This is a genomic window from Streptomyces sp. NPDC020681 (assembly GCF_044334895.1).
GTDB lineage: Bacteria > Actinomycetota > Actinomycetes > Streptomycetales > Streptomycetaceae > Streptomyces.
Window position 1 is genome coordinate 392,759 of the sequence record NZ_JBIRTX010000005.1, and the last position, 16,556, is coordinate 409,314.

19 protein-coding genes are annotated in these 16,556 nt (G+C 70.7%); 13 read left to right on the top strand and 6 right to left on the bottom strand.

Going from position 1 to position 16,556, the window contains the following annotated elements; genetic code table 11:
• The first annotated feature begins 4 nt into the window (after positions 1–4).
• The 13 genes from ACH4YL_RS14760 (at position 5) to hypE (ending at position 11,988) form a co-directional block, all read left to right on the top strand.
• Positions 5–1,786, top strand: coding sequence for a nickel-dependent hydrogenase large subunit (locus ACH4YL_RS14760; protein ID WP_398507680.1), 1,782 nt, complete (start codon positions 5–7; stop codon positions 1,784–1,786).
• Positions 1,783–2,346: a hypothetical protein gene (locus ACH4YL_RS14765; RefSeq protein ID WP_398507681.1), complete on the top strand. Its 564-nt coding sequence runs from the start codon at positions 1,783–1,785 to the stop codon at positions 2,344–2,346. The genes ACH4YL_RS14760 and ACH4YL_RS14765 overlap by 4 nt, the downstream gene beginning before the upstream one ends.
• Complete coding sequence (locus ACH4YL_RS14770) at positions 2,343–3,008, top strand: DUF5947 family protein (RefSeq protein WP_398507682.1); 666 nt, start codon at positions 2,343–2,345, stop codon at positions 3,006–3,008. The genes ACH4YL_RS14765 and ACH4YL_RS14770 overlap by 4 nt, the downstream gene beginning before the upstream one ends.
• Complete coding sequence (locus ACH4YL_RS14775) at positions 3,005–3,643, top strand: DUF6084 family protein (protein ID WP_398507683.1); 639 nt, start codon at positions 3,005–3,007, stop codon at positions 3,641–3,643. The genes ACH4YL_RS14770 and ACH4YL_RS14775 overlap by 4 nt, the downstream gene beginning before the upstream one ends.
• Positions 3,640–5,103 carry a hypothetical protein gene (locus tag ACH4YL_RS14780; RefSeq protein ID WP_398507684.1) on the top strand — a complete coding sequence of 488 codons (1,464 nt, stop codon included), beginning with the start codon at positions 3,640–3,642 and terminating at the stop codon, positions 5,101–5,103. The genes ACH4YL_RS14775 and ACH4YL_RS14780 overlap by 4 nt, the downstream gene beginning before the upstream one ends.
• Positions 5,100–5,612, top strand: coding sequence for a hydrogenase maturation protease (locus tag ACH4YL_RS14785; RefSeq protein ID WP_398507685.1), 513 nt, complete (start codon positions 5,100–5,102; stop codon positions 5,610–5,612). The genes ACH4YL_RS14780 and ACH4YL_RS14785 overlap by 4 nt, the downstream gene beginning before the upstream one ends.
• A gap of 55 nt (positions 5,613–5,667) precedes the next feature.
• Positions 5,668–5,784, top strand: a complete 117-nt coding sequence (locus ACH4YL_RS14790) for a DUF6893 family small protein (RefSeq protein ID WP_398507686.1) — start codon at positions 5,668–5,670, stop codon at positions 5,782–5,784.
• Positions 5,785–5,923: 139 nt separating this feature from the next.
• Positions 5,924–6,319 carry a hydrogenase maturation nickel metallochaperone HypA gene (locus ACH4YL_RS14795; protein ID WP_398507687.1) on the top strand — a complete coding sequence of 132 codons (396 nt, stop codon included), beginning with the start codon at positions 5,924–5,926 and terminating at the stop codon, positions 6,317–6,319.
• 2 nt (positions 6,320–6,321) lie between these two features.
• Positions 6,322–7,017 (top strand): hydrogenase nickel incorporation protein HypB, encoded by a 696-nt coding sequence (hypB, locus tag ACH4YL_RS14800; protein WP_398507688.1) that lies wholly within the window; start codon positions 6,322–6,324, stop codon positions 7,015–7,017.
• Positions 7,014–9,434 carry a carbamoyltransferase HypF gene (gene hypF / locus ACH4YL_RS14805; RefSeq protein WP_398507689.1) on the top strand — a complete coding sequence of 807 codons (2,421 nt, stop codon included), beginning with the start codon at positions 7,014–7,016 and terminating at the stop codon, positions 9,432–9,434. The genes hypB and hypF overlap by 4 nt, the downstream gene beginning before the upstream one ends.
• A 10-nt stretch (positions 9,435–9,444) precedes the next feature.
• Complete coding sequence (locus tag ACH4YL_RS14810) at positions 9,445–9,750, top strand: HypC/HybG/HupF family hydrogenase formation chaperone (protein ID WP_398507690.1); 306 nt, start codon at positions 9,445–9,447, stop codon at positions 9,748–9,750.
• Positions 9,747–10,928: a hydrogenase formation protein HypD gene (gene hypD / locus ACH4YL_RS14815; protein ID WP_398507691.1), complete on the top strand. Its 1,182-nt coding sequence runs from the start codon at positions 9,747–9,749 to the stop codon at positions 10,926–10,928. The genes ACH4YL_RS14810 and hypD overlap by 4 nt, the downstream gene beginning before the upstream one ends.
• 19 nt (positions 10,929–10,947) lie before the next feature.
• On the top strand, positions 10,948–11,988 hold the full coding sequence (gene hypE, locus ACH4YL_RS14820; protein ID WP_398507881.1) for a hydrogenase expression/formation protein HypE: 1,041 nt from the start codon (positions 10,948–10,950) through the stop codon (positions 11,986–11,988).
• A 67-nt stretch (positions 11,989–12,055) separates the two neighbouring features.
• On the opposite strand, the gene ACH4YL_RS14825 is transcribed toward hypE, so the two are convergent.
• The 6 genes from ACH4YL_RS14825 to ACH4YL_RS14850 form a co-directional block, all read right to left on the bottom strand.
• A complete protein-coding gene (locus ACH4YL_RS14825; RefSeq protein ID WP_398507692.1) occupies positions 12,056–12,286 on the bottom strand; it encodes a hypothetical protein in 231 nt (76 codons plus the stop codon).
• Entirely contained in the window at positions 12,270–12,521 is a 252-nt protein-coding gene (locus ACH4YL_RS14830; RefSeq protein ID WP_398507693.1) for a DUF6400 family protein, read from the bottom strand. The genes ACH4YL_RS14825 and ACH4YL_RS14830 overlap by 17 nt, the downstream gene beginning before the upstream one ends.
• 215 nt (positions 12,522–12,736) lie before the next feature.
• Complete coding sequence (locus ACH4YL_RS14835) at positions 12,737–14,182, bottom strand: glyceraldehyde-3-phosphate dehydrogenase (RefSeq protein WP_398507694.1); 1,446 nt, start codon at positions 14,180–14,182, stop codon at positions 12,737–12,739.
• Positions 14,183–14,308: 126 nt separating this feature from the next.
• Positions 14,309–15,223, bottom strand: coding sequence for an AAA family ATPase (locus tag ACH4YL_RS14840; RefSeq protein ID WP_398507695.1), 915 nt, complete (start codon positions 15,221–15,223; stop codon positions 14,309–14,311).
• A 3-nt stretch (positions 15,224–15,226) separates the two neighbouring features.
• Positions 15,227–15,817, bottom strand: coding sequence for a hypothetical protein (locus tag ACH4YL_RS14845; protein ID WP_398507696.1), 591 nt, complete (start codon positions 15,815–15,817; stop codon positions 15,227–15,229).
• Positions 15,781–16,431: an RNA ligase gene (locus ACH4YL_RS14850; protein ID WP_398507697.1), complete on the bottom strand. Its 651-nt coding sequence runs from the start codon at positions 16,429–16,431 to the stop codon at positions 15,781–15,783. The genes ACH4YL_RS14845 and ACH4YL_RS14850 overlap by 37 nt, the downstream gene beginning before the upstream one ends.
• Positions 16,432–16,556 lie beyond the last annotated feature (125 nt).

Genomic DNA, 16,556 nt, shown 5'->3' on the forward strand with positions numbered 1-16,556 from the left:
CACAATGGCGACCTCGAAGAAGTCCGGTGACGGCACCGGCCTGGTGGAGATGTCGTGGGACCCGATCACTCGGATCGTGGGCAGCCTCGGCATCCACACGAAGATCGACTTCAAGCAGAAGCGGGTCGCCGAGTGCTACAGCACCTCGTCGGTCTTCCGCGGCTACAGCGTCTTCATGCGGGGCAAGGACCCGCGCGACGCCCACTTCATCACCAGCCGCATCTGCGGCATCTGCGGCGACAACCACGCGACCTGCTCCGTGTACACGCAGAACATGGCGTACGGCGTGAAGCCGCCGCACCTGGGTGAATGGATCATCAACCTCGGCGAGTCCGCGGAGTACATGTTCGACCACAACATCTTCCAGGAGAACCTGGTCGGGGTCGACTACTGCGAGAAGATGGTCCGCGAGACAAACCCGGGGGTGCTGGAACTCGCCGAGCGCACCGAGGCGCCCCATGCCGGCGAGCACGGCTACCGCACCATCGCCGACATCATGCGCTCCCTCAACCCGCTCGAGGGCGAGTTCTACCGCGAAGCGCTCCAAGTGAGCCGCTACACCCGCGAGATGTTCTGTCTCATGGAGGGCCGCCACGTCCACCCGTCCACCCTGTATCCGGGCGGTGTCGGGACGATCGGGTCCGTACAGCTCTTCACGGACTACATGTCACGGCTCATGCGCTACGTGGAGTTCATGAAGCGGGTCGTACCGCTCCACGACGACCTGTTCGACTTCTTCTACGAAGCGCTGCCCGGCTACGAGGAAGTCGGCCGCCGCCGCGTGCTGCTCGGCTGCTGGGGCGCCCTCAACGACCCCGAGTACTGCGACTTCACGTACGCCAACATGACCGACTGGGGCCGGCGCATGTTCGTCACGCCCGGCGTGATCGTGGACGGGAAGCTCGTCACCAACGACCTGACCGAGATCAACCTCGGCATCCGGATCCTGCTGGGCAGCTCCTACTACGAGGACTGGGAGGGCCAGGAGCAGTTCGTCACCCACGACCCGCTCGGCAACCCGGTCGACCCGCGGCACCCGTGGAACCAGCACACCATCCCCTCGCCCCAGAAGCGGGACTTCAACGACAAGTACAGCTGGGTGATGTCCCCGCGCTGGTTCGACGGCAAGGACTACCTGCCGCTCGACACCGGCGGCGGCCCCCTCGCCCGCCTGTGGTCAACCGCCCTGTCCGGGCTGGTGGACATCGGGTACGTGAAGGCCACCGGGCACAGCGTCGTCATCAACCTGCCCCGCACGCTCACCAAGCCGGAGACCACCTTCGAGTGGAAGATCCCGAAGTGGAGCAACGCCCTCGAGCGCAACCGGGCCCGCACCTACTTCCAGGCCTACGCCGCCGCCGTGGCCCTGCACTGTGCGGAGAAGGGCCTGGCGGAGGTGCGCGCCGGGCGGACCCAGACCTGGGAGAAGTTCGAGGTGCCCGACGAGTCCATCGGCGTCGGCTTCACCGAGGCGGTGCGCGGCGTCCTGTCGCACCACATGGTCATCCGGGACGGGAAGATCGCCAACTACCACCCGTACCCGCCGACGCCTTGGAACGCCTCCACCCGTGACAGCTACGGGACGCCGGGGCCGTACGAGGACGCCGTGCAGAACACGCCCATCTTCGAGGAGAACCCGCCGGAGAACTTCAAGGGCATCGACATCATGCGCGCCGTGCGCAGCTTCGACCCCTGCCTGCCGTGCGGTGTCCACATGTACGTCGGCGGCGGCAAGACGGTCAAGTCGATGCACGTCCCCACCGGCCTGAGCGGTCTCGCCGGATGAGCGGCGCGCACAACACGGTGAACGCGGAGGCGGCCGGCCGGCTCGTCGAGGAGGTACTCGACCGGCTGGCCGCCTCCGGCGACCGCGCGGCCTGCGACGCCGCCGAGGAACTCGTACGGGGCCTCATGGAGTTCTACGGCGCCGGCCTCGCCCGCGTGGTGGAACTTGTGGGACGGGACCCGGAGGCCTCCGCCGGTGACGCTTTGGGCGCGCTCCTCGGCGACCAACTCGTGGCGAGCCTGCTGGTGTTGCACGAACTGCACCCCGACGACCCGCACACCCGTATCGCCCGCGCCCTGGACGGCGTACCGCACCCCGTCGAGAACGCCGGCTTCGACCCGGAGAGCGGTGTGCTTCGCCTGCGGCTCACCGGCTCGTCCGGATGTGGCTGCGGCGGCACGCAGGAGGCCGTCGAGCAGGCGGCCACGGACGCTCTCGCCGCCCTGGCACCGGAGGTGACGGAGATCGAACTGGCCGCCCCCGCAAAGGAACCTGCGCTCCTCCAGATCAGCACCGCACCGCACCGCGCCGGCGGCCGTTCACCGGCCAAGGCGCCGTGAGCGCGCCCCAGGCCGGTGCGGACCGGACACGGCGCAGCCCCGGCCCACGGGGCCTGCGCCGCTTCACGTCGCCCCGCCGGACTCCCGAGGAGCGCTGCGAGCTGTGCTCGGCACCGCTCGCCGACGAGCGTCACCACCACCTCGTCGACACCGAGAAGCGAGCGCTGGCCTGCGCCTGCCGCCCCTGCGCCCAGCTGCTGGACCGCACCGGCGGACCTCAGGGACGCTTCCGCGCGGTCCCGGGCCGATTCCTGAGCGACCCCGGTCACCGCATCGACGAGCAGGCGTGGGAGCAACTGCGCATCCCCGTCGGCGTCGCCTTCTTCTTCCGCAACTCCGCGCTCGACCGGCTGGTCGCGCTCTACCCGAGCCCGGCCGGAGCGACCGAGAGCGAGCTGGACCCGGAGTCCTGGCAGTCCGTCCTGGCAGCCACCGAGCTGGCCGGACTCCTCGAACCCGATGTCGAGGCGCTGTTGCTGCGCCGTCAGGAGGGGCGCGTCGAGTGCTTCCTGGTCCCGATCGACATCTGCTACGAACTGGTGGGCCGTATGCGACTGCTGTGGCAGGGCTTCGACGGCGGCGCGGAGGCCCGCGCCGACCTGGAGGCCTTCTTCGCCCTTGTCCGCGACCGGGCCCGTGACCCCCGAGGGAGCCGGTCGTGACCGAGTTCGGCTTCGTGTGCACCGGGGTGCGCGCCGACCCGCACGCCGCGGGCCCCACCCTGGTGTTCCGGCTGCGGATCACCGCATCCCCGCAGACCCGGGTCCACGCCCTGGCGCTGCGCTGCCAGATCCGCATCGAACCCGTCCGGCGCTCTTACGGCGACGGCGAGGCCGCGGCGTTGTCCGACCTGTTCGGGGAACGGTCCCGCTGGGGCAGCAGCCTCAACCCCGTGCAGTTCGCCCAGGTGCCGGTGATGGTCCCCAGCTTCACCGGCGAGGTCGAGACCGACCTGGTGGTGCCCTGCACCTACGACATGGACATCGCGTCCACCCGCTACTTCAACGCCCTGGAAGAAGGGGAGGTGCCGCTGCTGCTGCTGTTCTCCGGAACCGCGTTCACCGGCGCCGGCGGCTTCCACGTCGAGCCGATCCCCTGGGACAAGGAAGCCACCTTCCGGTTGCCGGTGAAGACCTGGCAGGAGATGGTCGACCAGCACTTCCCGGGCTGCGGCTGGATCCGGCTGCCCAGGGACACCATGGACGCGCTGCTCGCGCTCCGGTCTCGGCGCGCCCTGCCCTCCTGGCAGGCGGCGGTCGAGGCTCTCCTCGAAGAGGCCGGGGAGCGGACACCGTGACCACGACCACCACGTTCACCCCCGAGAGCGAGGCCCGGCTGGCCGTCGCGCGCCAGGTCGCCGACGCGGTGCTGTTCGAGGGATACGTGCTCTACCCGTACCGTGCTTCGGCCGCCAAGAACCGTCTGCGCTGGCAGTTCGGTGTGCTCGTGCCACCGGCCTGGACCTCGGCCGCCGATGAGCACGACTTCCAGCACACCGAACTGCTGATGGAACCCAAACGAGGGGCCACGCTCGCCCTCGAAGTCCGCTTCCTGCACACCCGGCGGCGTACCGTGCAACGGCTGCGCTCGGACGGCGGCTTCGAGACGGTGAGCGAACTGCGTCTGGACGACCAGGTGTTGTTCCCCTGGGACGAGGGCCACGAAGAGACGGTCCGGCTCGCCGTCCCCGTCGACGAACTGGCCGACGCCGGCCTCGTCTTTCCCTTCAGCCGGCCGGCAGCCGAGGAGTCCGAACCGGTCACGGACACGGGCGGGCAGGTCGTGGGACGGCTGGTGCGCCGCCGCGAGGAGATCCGCGGCGTTCTGCGGCTGTCGGCGGAGGAGTTGACCGGCCCGTACGCCACGCAGCGGCTGAGCGTGATCGTGGAGAACACCAGCGACTGGACGCCCGGCGAGGACGCCGACCGCGATGCTGCCCTGCCCCGTTCGCTGGTCGCCAGCCACACGTTGCTCTGCCTGGACTCCGGCGGGTTCCTGTCGCTGACCGATCCGCCGGAGTGGGCCAAGGGTGCCTCCGCCGCATGCCGCAACCTGCACACCTGGCCGGTGCTGGCAGGTGAACCGGGCCGCTGCGACCTGGTGCTCTCCTCGCCGATCATCCTGGAGGACCATCCGGCCATCGCCCCCGAGAGCCTCGGTGCCCTGTACGACGCGACGGAGATCGACGAGATCCTCGCCCTGCGCACCGCCGCCCTCACCGACGAGGAGAAACGCGAGGCCCGGGGCACGGACGCACGGGCGGCGGCTGTCATCGACCTGGCCGACTCCATGCCGGCGGAGGTTCTGGAACGACTGCACGGCGCGGTACGCGGCCTGCGCGAGGTGACGACGGCGGGCGCGCCGGCGCACGGCGTGACCACGCTCGGGACGCCCGCCGCCGACGGACCGTCGGATCCCTTCCCGGGAGCCGGCGTCACCCGGCCGGACACCCCCTGGTGGGATCCGGGCGCGGACGCCTCCGTGGACCCGGCCCACGACCATGTCCTGATCGACGGTCAGGCGGTGCGGGCGGGCAGCCGCGTCGTACTGCGGCCGCGGCTGCGGCACTCCGACGCCCAGGATCTCTTCCTCAGCGGTCGGCACGCCCAGGTGGAGGCGGTCCTGCACGACGTCGACGGCGGCGTGCACATCGCGGTCACCGTCGAGGACGACCCGGGCGCCGACATCCGCCGCGAGCAGGGCCGTTTCCTCTACTTCCAGCCCGACGAGGTCGAACCCGCCCCGGAGGACGAGTGACCACCGACGCAACGCCGCGCCCCCGCACCCTGGTCGCCGGGGTCGGCAACATCTTCCTCGGCGACGACGGATTCGGCGTCGAGGCCGCTCGCGTGCTGGCCGGCCAAGAGCTGCCGCCCGGCGTCGAGGTCACCGACATCGGCATCCGCGGTGTCCACCTGGCCTACCAGGTCCTCGACGGGTACGACACGTTGATCCTGCTCGACGCGACGGCGCGCGGAGGCGAACCGGGAACGCTGTACGTGATCGACGCCGCGGAACCCGACGGCGGCCGGTCGTCGCAGACCGTGCCCCTCGACGGTCACCGCATGACACCGGACGCCGTACTGGCCCTGCTGGACACCCTGTGCGCGGGCACCGGCGCCACGCCCCCGAGGCGCACTCTCGTCGTCGGCTGCGAACCCGCCGCCGTCGAGGAAGCCATCGGTCTCAGTCCCCAAGTGGCCGCCGCAGTGCCCGAAGCGGTGCGCCTCGTCACCGAACTGGTCCGCGACCAAGCCGTCGTATGACGTGCAGACAACAGCCCCGGCGAACCGCCGAGGCCCCACCCCCACGGAGGGCACCATGAACAAGCGCATCGTCGGCGGAGCCGCCGCCACCGCCGCAGCCACCGCCATCGCGGCCGTGATCGCGAACATCCTGCCCGACGTCCGGCGTTACCTGCGGATCCGCCGGATGTGACCCGCCGGCCGGCCGTGGTGACGCACATGGGCCGAACGGCCTACGCCGTCCGCTGCCCCCGGCGCGCCGGTCGGCACGCCCCCGGGGCCCGGCCTCTAATGGGCGACGAGAGACAACCCCGGGCCCGGGACGGAGACGCATGCACGAGATGTCCGTCGCCCTGTCCGTGGTGGACCAGGTCGAGCAGGCGGCACGGTCCCGCGGCGCGCGGGGCGTCCAGCACGTTCATCTCGACATCGGCGAACTGGCCGGTGTGGTCCCGGACGCTCTCGGTTTCTGCTTCGAACTCGCCTGTGCCGGGACCGTCCTGGAGGGCGCCCGGCTGATCACCCGGCCCGTCCCAGGCCGCGCCTGCTGCGCATCGTGCGCACGGACCTGGGACACCGGGATGCCGCCCGACATGCTCTGTCCGGACTGCGGCGGCGCGGCGACCGACCTGCTGTCGGGCCGCGAGCTGCGGATCGCGGAGGTGCGCTGGGCCGCGGAGCCCGACGCGCCCGACTCCCCCTGTGCAACCCTCGTCGAGGAGAGCTGACCATGTGCCGTGTAGTCGACCTCCAGCAGGCGGTGCTCGCCAAGAACACGATGGCCGCCCGCATCCTGCGCACCGAACTGACGGCCAAGGGCACGACCGTGGTCAACCTCCTGTCCAGCCCCGGCAGCGGCAAGACGGCCCTGCTGGAGCGGGAGTTGCTGCTCGCCCGCCAGCGTGGCATCCCGTCCGCGGCTCTGACCGCGGACCTCGCGACGGAGAACGACGCCGTACGCCTGGCCCGTTCCGGTGTGCCGGTCAAGCAGGTACTCACCGACGGGCTGTGCCACCTGGAGGCGGACATGCTCGCCGGGCATCTGCACAACTGGCTCCCCGAGGACACCCGTCTGTTGTTCGTGGAGAACGTGGGCAACCTCGTCTGCCCGGCCTCCTACGACCTCGGCGAGTCACTGCGGGTGGTCCTCGCCTCGGTCACGGAGGGCGAGGACAAGCCGCTGAAGTACCCCACCGCGTTCGGCCTGGCGCACCTGGTCATCGTCACCAAGGCCGACCTGGCCGTTCCCGCCGAGTTCGACGAGGCCGCCTTCCGCGCCAACGTCCAGCAGGTCAACCCTGGGGTGGAGGTCGTCCTCAGCTCCGTACGGACCTCGGAGGGCGCCGGTCTGCTGGTGGACCGGGCGCTGGCAACGGCCGAGGGCGCGGAGGTGCATGCCCCGGTGATGGCACGGGCCCAGCCGTGAGCACCACCCACGACGTGGGCGCACCGGGGCAAGCGGCGGCGCCCCTGCTGCGGCGCACCCGTGTCGTCGTGCGCGGCGTGGTGCAGGGCGTTGGCTTCCGGCCGTACGTGTACTCACTCGCGTCGGACCTGCGGCTCGCCGGCCATGTGACCAACACAGGAGACGGCGTCGTCGTGGAGGTCGAAGGCGACGCGGAGGCCGTTGACCGGTTCTGCGCTCGTATCGCGCCCGAGGCCCCGCCCCTGGCGATCGTGGAGTCGGTGGACACCGCCGGCCTGCCGGCCACCGGTGACAGCGGCTTCAGCATCGTCGCCTCGCACAGCGCCGGCCAGGTCCGCACACTGGTCTCCCCGGACACCGCCACCTGCGACGACTGCCTCGCCGAACTAGCCGACCCGGCGGACCGGCGCCACCGCCACCCCTTCATCACCTGCACCCACTGCGGGCCGCGTTTCACCATCGTCACCGGACTTCCGTACGACCGCGAGCACACGACGATGGCGGACTTCCCGCTGTGCCCGGAGTGCACTCGCGAGTACCACGACCCTGCCGACCGCCGCTTCCACGCGCAGCCCGTCGCGTGCCACTCCTGCGGCCCGCGCCTGCGGCTGACGGTCGCACCCGGTGTCGGCGCCCACACCAGTGCCGGCGACGACCAGGTCGACCGGGCGCGTGCGCTGCTCACCGCCGGAGCGATCCTCGCCGTCAAAGGCATCGGCGGGTACCACCTGGCCTGCGACGCGACGAATCCGCGTGCGGTCGACGAACTGCGCCGCCGCAAGGCGCGCGGGAACAAGCCGTTCGCCGTGATGGCCGGGAGCGTCGGAGACGTGGAGCACCTGGTGCACCTGGGTCCCGCCGAACGGGAGTTGCTCACCGGCCGGGTGCGCCCCATCGTCCTCATGCGGCGGCGCACCGGTGTCCCGGCCGGGCCGGGGACCCTCGTGCCGGCCGAAGCCGTTGCGCCCGGCAGTCCCGACCTCGGCGTCATGCTGCCGTACACGCCCGTGCACCACATGCTGCTCGGCGCGGGCGGGCCCCGACTGCTGGTGATGACGAGCGGCAACCTCTCCGGGGAGCCCATCGTCAGCGACGACGACGAGGCCCTCGAACGGCTGGCCGGACTGGCGGACGCCTGGCTCGCGCACGACCGTCCCATTCATGTGCCGTGTGACGATTCGGTCGTACGCGTCTGCGACGGCGAGCCGCTGGTGCTGCGCCGCTCCCGCGGTTACGCCCCGCTGCCGCTCACTCTGCCGGTGCCGGTCGCTCCGGCCCTGGCAGTCGGCGGCGACCTCAAGAACGTCTTCTGCCTCGGGCAGGGCGACAGGGCCTGGCTGTCCGCACACATCGGTGACATGGACGACCTCGCCACCCAGCAGGCCTTCGGCCGCGCCGAGCAGCAGCTGGAATCCATCACCGGCGTGCGCCCCGAACTGCTCGTCACCGACACGCACCCGGCGTACCGATCGGGCAGCTGGGCGCGGCGGCACGCCGGCGGACGCCCGGTGGTTCGTGTCCAGCATCATCACGCGCACATCGCCGCCGTCATGGCCGAGCACGGTCTCGAGGACGGCCGCCGGGTGATCGGGGTCGCCTTCGACGGTACGGGCCACGGCGACGACGGTGCCGTATGGGGCGGAGAGTTCCTGGTCGCGGACTACAGCGGCTGTACCCGATTCGCGCACCTGGCCTACGTACCGCTTCCCGGGGGTGACGCGGCCGTGCGGCGGCCCTACCGCATGGCGCTGTCGCATCTGCGGTCGGCGGGCATCGCGCCCGGCGCGGACCTGCCGTGCACTGCCGCCTGTCCGCCGGAGGAACTGGCTCTGCTGCGGCAGCAGTTGGAACGGGACCTGAACTGCGTGCCCACATCCAGCATGGGACGGCTCTTCGACGCCGTCTCGTCCCTGGCAGGCGTCTGCCACCGCGCCGAGTACGAAGCACAGGCGGCCATCGAGCTGGAAGCCGCCGCTGTCGCCGCGGGAGCCGAGGACGAGGACCCGCGCTACGCCTTCCGTCTGACGGGAGATGTCCGGTCGCCCGGTGCGCCGCCGTTGACCGCCGATCCGGCGCCGCTGCTGGCCGCTGTCGTCGAGGACGTACGGCAGGCAGTCCCTACCCCGGTCGTCGCCGCCCGTTTTCATCTCGCCGTCGCCCGGCTCGTACGCACGGTGTGCGCCCTGGCCCGCGAGACCAGCGGCCTGGAGACCGTCGCGCTGTCCGGCGGGGTGTTCTCCAACGCGCTGCTGTCCTCGGCCTGCGCCCTCGGCCTGCGCGCTGACGGGTTCAACGTACTTCGCCACCACCGGATCCCGCCGAACGACGGGGGGCTGGCGCTCGGCCAGCTCATCGTGGCCGCCCGCGCCACGGCACGTGCCGGATCGACGGACACGGGCTCCACAGGGCGAGAGTGAGGAGACACATATGTGCCTGGCCGTACCTGGCAGAGTGCTGGGGGTCGAGGAACGGGACGGCACGCGTATGGCCACCGTCGATTTCGGCGGTGTGGTCAAGGACGTGTGCCTGGAGTACCTGCCGGACCTTCAGGTGGGTGAGTACACGATCGTCCATGTCGGCTTTGCCCTGCAACGACTGGACGAGGAGTCGGCCCGCAGGACGCTGGAGCTGTTCGAGAACCTCGGCATGCTCCAGGAGGAGTTCGGCGACCCGTGGGAGCAGGCCGCGCAGGCCGACGGCAACGGACCCGCCGCCGGGGAGGTGCTGCGGTGAAGTACATCGACGAGTTCCAGGACCCGGAACTGGCAGCACGACTGCTCGACGACATCAGGGCCACCGTCACCAGGCCATGGGCGCTCATGGAGGTGTGCGGCGGCCAGACGCACACCATCATCCGTCACGGCATCGACCAACTCCTGCCGGACGAGGTGGAGTTGATCCACGGACCGGGCTGCCCTGTGTGTGTGACGCCGCTGGAGGTGATCGACAAGGCCCTGGAGATCGCTTCGCGCCCCGACGTCATCTTCTGCTCCTTCGGCGACATGCTCCGGGTGCCGGGCACCGGCCGCGACCTGTTCCAGGTACGCGGCGAGGGCGGCGACGTCCGGGTGGTCTATTCGCCGCTCGACGCACTGCGGATCGCTGAGGAGAACCCGGGCCGGGAGGTCGTCTTCTTCGGCATCGGCTTCGAGACCACGGCCCCGCCCAACGCGATGACGGTCTACCAGGCCCGCAAGCGCGGCATCCGCAACTTCAGCCTGCTGGTCTCGCACGTACGGGTCCCGCCTGCGATCGAGGCGATCATGCAGTCGCCGGACTGCCGCGTCCAGGGCTTCCTCGCGGCCGGTCACGTGTGCAGCGTGATGGGGACGGGGGAATACCCGGGGCTCGCCGAGCGGTTCCAGGTGCCCATCGTGGTCACCGGGTTCGAACCCTTGGACATCCTCGAAGGCGTGCGGCGCACCGTACGGCAGTTGGAGCGGGGCGAGCACACGGTGGAGAACGCCTATCCGCGTGCCGTCCGGGACGAGGGCAACCCCGCCGCGCGGGCGATGCTGGACGACGTCTTCGAGGTGACCGACCGGGCCTGGCGCGGCATCGGCGTCATCCCCGACAGCGGATGGCGGCTGTCCGAGCGCTACCGGGACCACGACGCCGAACACCGCTTCCAGGTCGGGGACATCACCACCCTTGAGCCGGCCGAGTGCCGCAGCGGGGAGGTGCTGCAGGGGCTGCTGAAGCCCCACGAGTGCGAGGCCTTCGGCACCACGTGCACCCCGCGCTCGCCGCTCGGAGCCACGATGGTCTCCAGCGAGGGCGCGTGCGCCGCCTATTACCTGTACCGGCGGCTCGATCTGCCGGCCCGTCCGGCGCAGACCCCGCCAACGGCCGTGACGCCGACGGCTTCCGTCACGTCGACCCAGACCCTGGAGGGCAGCCCCGTTGTCTGACACCTACGCAGCGCCGGACATGCTGTCCTTGGCCTGCCCCGCTCCACTGCGTGACCGGCCACGCGTGGTGATGGGCCACGGCGGAGGCGGCGCCCTGTCCGCCGAACTCGTCGAGCAGGTCTTCCTGCCGGCGCTGGGGGGCTCGGACCCCGCGCCGCTGACCGACTCCGCCGCCGTCGAGCTCGGCGGGGCACGGCTCGCCTTCTCCACCGACTCGTTCGTGGTGCGGCCTCTTTTCTTCCCCGGCGGCAGCATCGGCGACCTTGCCGTGAACGGCACGGTCAACGACCTCGCGATGAGCGGGGCACGCGCGGCCTACCTCTCGTGCGGCGTCATCCTGGAGGAGGGCGTCGAGATCGACACCGTCTCCAGGGTGGCCGAGGCGCTCGGCGCCGCCGCCCGCACCGCAGGTGTGCGGGTGGTGACGGGCGACACCAAGGTCGTGGAGGCCGGACACGGCGACGGCATCTACATCAACACCTCGGGCATCGGCCTCATCCCTCCCGGAGTCGATCTGCGTCCGCAGCGAGTGGTCCCCGGTGACGTGGTCATCGTCAGCGGGAGCATCGGCGCCCACGGTGTCGCGATCATGAGCGTGCGAGAGAACCTGCGGTTCGAGGTCGAGATCGAGAGCGACTGCGCGGCACTGGGCGGACTCGTCGAGACCATGCTCGCCGTCACCAAGGAACTGCACGTCCTGCGCGACCCGACCCGCGGGGGCCTGGCCGCCTCGCTCAACGAGATCGCGGCGGCCTCGGGAGCCGGGATCGTCATCCAGGAGCGCGCGGTCCCGGTTCCGCCCCCGGTGGCCAACGCCTGCGCCGTTCTGGGCCTCGACCCGATGTACGTGGCCAATGAGGGAAAGCTCGTCGCCTTCGTCGCCCGGGACCACGCCGACGCGGTCCTCGCCGCGATGCGGGCCCATCCACTCGGCGGCGAGGCGGCGATCATCGGCGAGGCGGTCGAGGACCATCCGGGCATGGTGGTGGCCCGCACCGGTCTCGGCGGCACGCGCGTGGTGGACATGCCGATCGGCGAACAGCTGCCGCGGATCTGCTGATCGGACTCGGCGCCGGACTCGCGGGTACACGGGGTCCGGCGCCGCGCCCGTCAGGCCGTGCGGCCGTTCAGGCGGGCCGGCCGCGCCTGCCGCGATGAGTGTCCAGGGTCCAGGTGTGGGTGCAGCCCGGGCACTGGAGATGAACTCGGGCGCCCTCGTTGCCTATGAGGTAGCGCCAGTGCACCGGGCAGTTGCGCCGCCCCGCGCAGGTCGCGCAGTCGCGCGCGTCGTCGCAGCCGGGACAGGGGACCCAGGCCCGGCGGGCCCGGTCGGCCTGCGGATCAATGGGAAGCCGCATCGCCCGCGTCCCGTCCCGGCAGCACGCCGGCCTCCACCAGCATGGCGAACGTCCGCTCCTGCTCCGCGTCCAGGCCGGAGTACAGCAGGCGGTGAGCCGCCTCCTCCGAGCGGAGCGCGGCGACGGGGTCCCAGTCGGGTCCGAGCGCGGCGAGCACCTCTGCCCGTCTCCGGGCCTCCTCCAGAGTGAGGTCGATGGTGAAGGCCAGGTGGTCGGGGCGGGAGCTGTCATCCATGGGGCGGTGCTTTCGCGGGGAACGGGTGGGCCCGCCACGTCTACCAGAGCGGGCCGCCGCGCGGGAAGGCGCTGTGACCGACCTCATTCACCGCCGATTCGACGCCGCACCGGCGCTCCCCCGTTTCCACGAAGGAGCAGCCGGATGCCGATCGGGACCGGTTGCCGCCCCGCTGCCGCCGCGGCGCGCCGCGACACCGGAGCGGCCGGCAGACGTCAGACCACCGGTGCCGGGAAGGTCGGGTACTCCACCCCTGAGACGTGCTGGACGACGCGGATGACCTGGCAGGAGTAGCCGAACTCGTTGTCGTACCAGAGGTAGAGGATCGCGTTGTCGCCGTCGACCTTGGTGGCGCCGGCGTCGACGATCGAGGCGTGGCGCGAGCCGATGAAGTCGCTCGATACCGCGTCGGGGGCGCTGATGAAGTCGATCTGGCGCTTGAGCGGCGAGGTCAGCGACACGTTGCGGAGGTAGTCGAGGACCTCCGCGCGGGTGGTCTCGCGGCCGAGCCGCAGGCTGAGGATGGCGATCGAGACGTCCGGCACCGGGACGCGGATCGAGCTGCCGGTGATCGGCGCCTTGAGGTCGGGCAGCGCCTTGGCTACGGCGGACGCGGCACCGGTCTCGGTGATGACCATGTTGAGCGGCGCCGAACGGCCGCGGCGGTCGGAGCTGTGGTAGTTGTCCAGCAGGTTCTGGTCATTGGTGAACGAGTGGACGGTCTCCACGTGGCCGCGCAGGACGCCGTACTCGTCCGCCATCGCCTTCAGCGGCGGGACGATCGCGTTGGTGGTGCAGGAGGCGCAGGACAGGATCTGCTCGTCCGGCTTGATCATGTCGTGGTTGACGCCGTGGACGATGTTCGGGACATCGCCCTTGCCCGGCGCGGTCAGCACGACCTTGTCGATGCCGGGACGCAGGTGCTTCGACAGGCCTGCGCGGTCGCGCCACTTGCCGGTGTTGTCGATGAGGATGGCGTCCTTGATGCCGTACGCCGTGTAGTCGATCTCCGTCGGGTCGCCGGCGTAGATCACCTTGATCTCGTTGCCGTTGGCGATGATCGTGCTGTTCGCCTCGTCGACGGTGATCGTTCCCTGGAACTGGCCGTGGATCGAGTCACGGCGCAGCAGCGAGGCGCGCTTGACGATGTCCTGGTCGCCGCCCTGGCGGACGACGATGGCACGCAGCCGCAGGCCGTTGCCGGAGCCGGCCTTCTCGATGAGCAGGCGGGCGACGAGGCGGCCGATGCGGCCGAATCCGTACAGGACGACGTCGCGCGGCTCGCCGCGCTCGATCTTGTTGGCACCCGTGGCGCCGGAGACGGCCTCGGCGGTGAACTCCTCCACCGTCAGGCCGCGCTCGTCGGCCTTGTACGTCGCGGCGAGCATGCCGATGTCGATCTGGGAGGGGCCGAGATCGAGCGTGGTGAGAGCCCGCAGGAACGGCAGCGTCTCGGTGACCGAGAGCTCCTCACCGGCGATCTGCCGGGCGAACCGGTGGGTCTTGAGGAGGCTGACCACCGACTTGTTCACCAAGGAGCGGCTGTGAAGCAGGACGGTGACGTCCCGCTCCCGGTGCAGCTTCCCAATGATGGGGATCATCGACTCCGCGATCTCCTCGCGGGTCTGCCAATTGGTGAACGAGTCGTCTTTGACAGTCACAGGTATATCTTTCGAGCTAGGCGGTGCTCATATGCTAACCCCCGGCGAAGATGATCTTTTGAGCGGTACCGCCCGAGCGGGATCCGGTCCCTTCCCGGTCCCCGCGCCCGCCCCTCGACGGTGGAGCTAGAAGTTGCCGTAGTTGACCTGCCAGGTGGGCAGGCCCATGCGGCGCCAGACGGCGACCACGCGGTCGCGGTCGTCCAGCGAGACCCTGACCGCGTAGCGGTGACGTACATGCGCATCGAACAGTTCGGCCTTCACGACGTCGTCACGGCGGCCGTCACCCGCGGCACGCATCCACAGCTCGTCGTACGGCACCTCGTGGCGCTCCAGCCACGCCTCCGTCTGCGGCCGGTGCTCTTCGCCGCGCCCGGACAGGAGCACGATCACGTCGCTGTCGGCGCGCTGGAAGGAGCGCAGGGCCTGGCGCACCGAGACGTTGAGCAGGTCCTCACCGCAGCGGGTGAAGTCGTAGGGCCCGCGGGCGCCTCTGATGGCGAGTGTGCCGTCGATGTCGCACATCACCGCCGCCGGCAACGCCGGGTCGGCGACGTACGGTTCGACGGCCGGCTCGTCGTTCAGCCACGTGTCGGTGAGGCGCCAGCCGCCACGGGTGGATTTCGCATGCTTGTCGGCCAGGATGCGGATGATCTCCTCGCCGACGGCCCTGGGGCGGCCGGCGTCCCGGCGGATGCACTCTTCGACCGGTACGTCGGTGAAGTCGTGCACGACGAAGGTGGCCAGTCCGGCGACGGCGGCCTTCAGCCGCTTGGGGATGTGGGGTGTCAGGTGCGTGTTGTCGACGACCACGTCGAAGCCGCCGTCAACGGCCGCCCGCACGGCGGCGTCCTGGACCGCCAACACGGTCTGCTCATGCGCGTGCGACCGGCCCCGCTCGGGCGCCGGTATGTCGAGCATGGCCCGCAGGTCGTCGAGGTTGACCCGGCGTATCCGGCCCTCGGACTCCGCCTGGAGCTTGCGGGCGGCAGTCGTCTTGCCCGAGGCGGGCAGCCCCGTCATGACGTGTACTACGGGCACTGGTCAGTTCTCCTCGTCGGTCGTGAACGGGTCGGACGGCTCCGGCCGCAGGGATCGGTAGGTGACAAGCTCGGTCGGGCGCCCGTCGAGGCGCAGGAACATGGTGGAGCGGATGCTCGCGTCCGGCAGCGCCTGGGCGGCGCGGGCGAAGGCGCCCCGGTCGGCGCGGAGATGCGCGATCGACTCGAAGGCCTCGTCGATGGCGCGCTCACGGTTCGCGGCGTCGCGCTCGATGCGCGTGATCACCTCGCGCACCCATGTGTCGAACTCGTCCGGCACCTGCTCCAGCAGTGCGTCGAGCGGCCTGCCCGATGCCTCGATGTCCGCGAGCGAGCAACCGAGGGCCTGGGCCGTCTGCTTGGCAGGCAGACCGGCGAAGCGCTGGATGCCGTGGCTGCGCCAGATGTCCCGCTCGGTGACGCCGGTCAGGACCTTGTGGAGCCGTACGTACTCGGAGAGCTTGGCCTTGGCCCGTACACCGGACGCGAAGCGAAGGACGAAGCCCTCGGCGTCGGTGCCCGTGGCGGTCCGCCCGCCGGGCATCGTGTTCGACTCGGTCAGTGCGAGCAGTTCGGCGGCGGCATGGCGGGCCACACCGTGACCACCGAGCCGATCTCCTTCCAGTCGCCGGCGGCCTCGTCGAGGGGTATCTCCGAGCCGTCCTTGGCGAACGCGGCGAGGAGCACCAGGTCCCGGCGGTCGCCGTAGTCGACGACGATCCGGTTCTGCGGGTACAGGATCTCCGCGAGGTAGGTGACACCGGGGGTCAGAGCCGAGGTGTCCTTGGCGTCGAGGCGGCGCTGCGCCCAGGTCGCCTGTGTGCTGATGAACGATCCTTTGGAGGCGACCCGCCACCGGCCCGCGTAGTGGAAGACGACCGCGAGGCTGCCGTCGACCTTGTCGTACACCTCGAACGGCTCGTCCGGCAGGGCGGGCGCGTACGGCTGACCGGCCTCGTGCTCGCCGACGTTGAAGAACTTCGGCAGCGGCAGCGCGACGATCTCGCCCGTGGCGTCGTCGGCGACGAGGCCACGGCAGCGCGTGGTCACCTCGTTCCAGATCCGCTCGTACTGGCAGGTCTGGGTGTAGGTGTAGATCGACAGCGGCAGCTCGGGGTGCGACTTGCGCGTGACGTGCCCGGCATCGAGTGCGGCCGTCAACTCCTGCGGCGGCAGCAGCTCCTGAAGAGTCAGGTGGGCCTGGCTCATGGGTTCCTCCCGGATTGAGATGCGTGATTCTTTCGTGCGGGAGGCGCTGACCGACAGCGATTTTGTGCGGTGCGGCGGCGAGAGACGCAGGTCACGGCGGAGCACCCATGCCCCCATCTGCATGC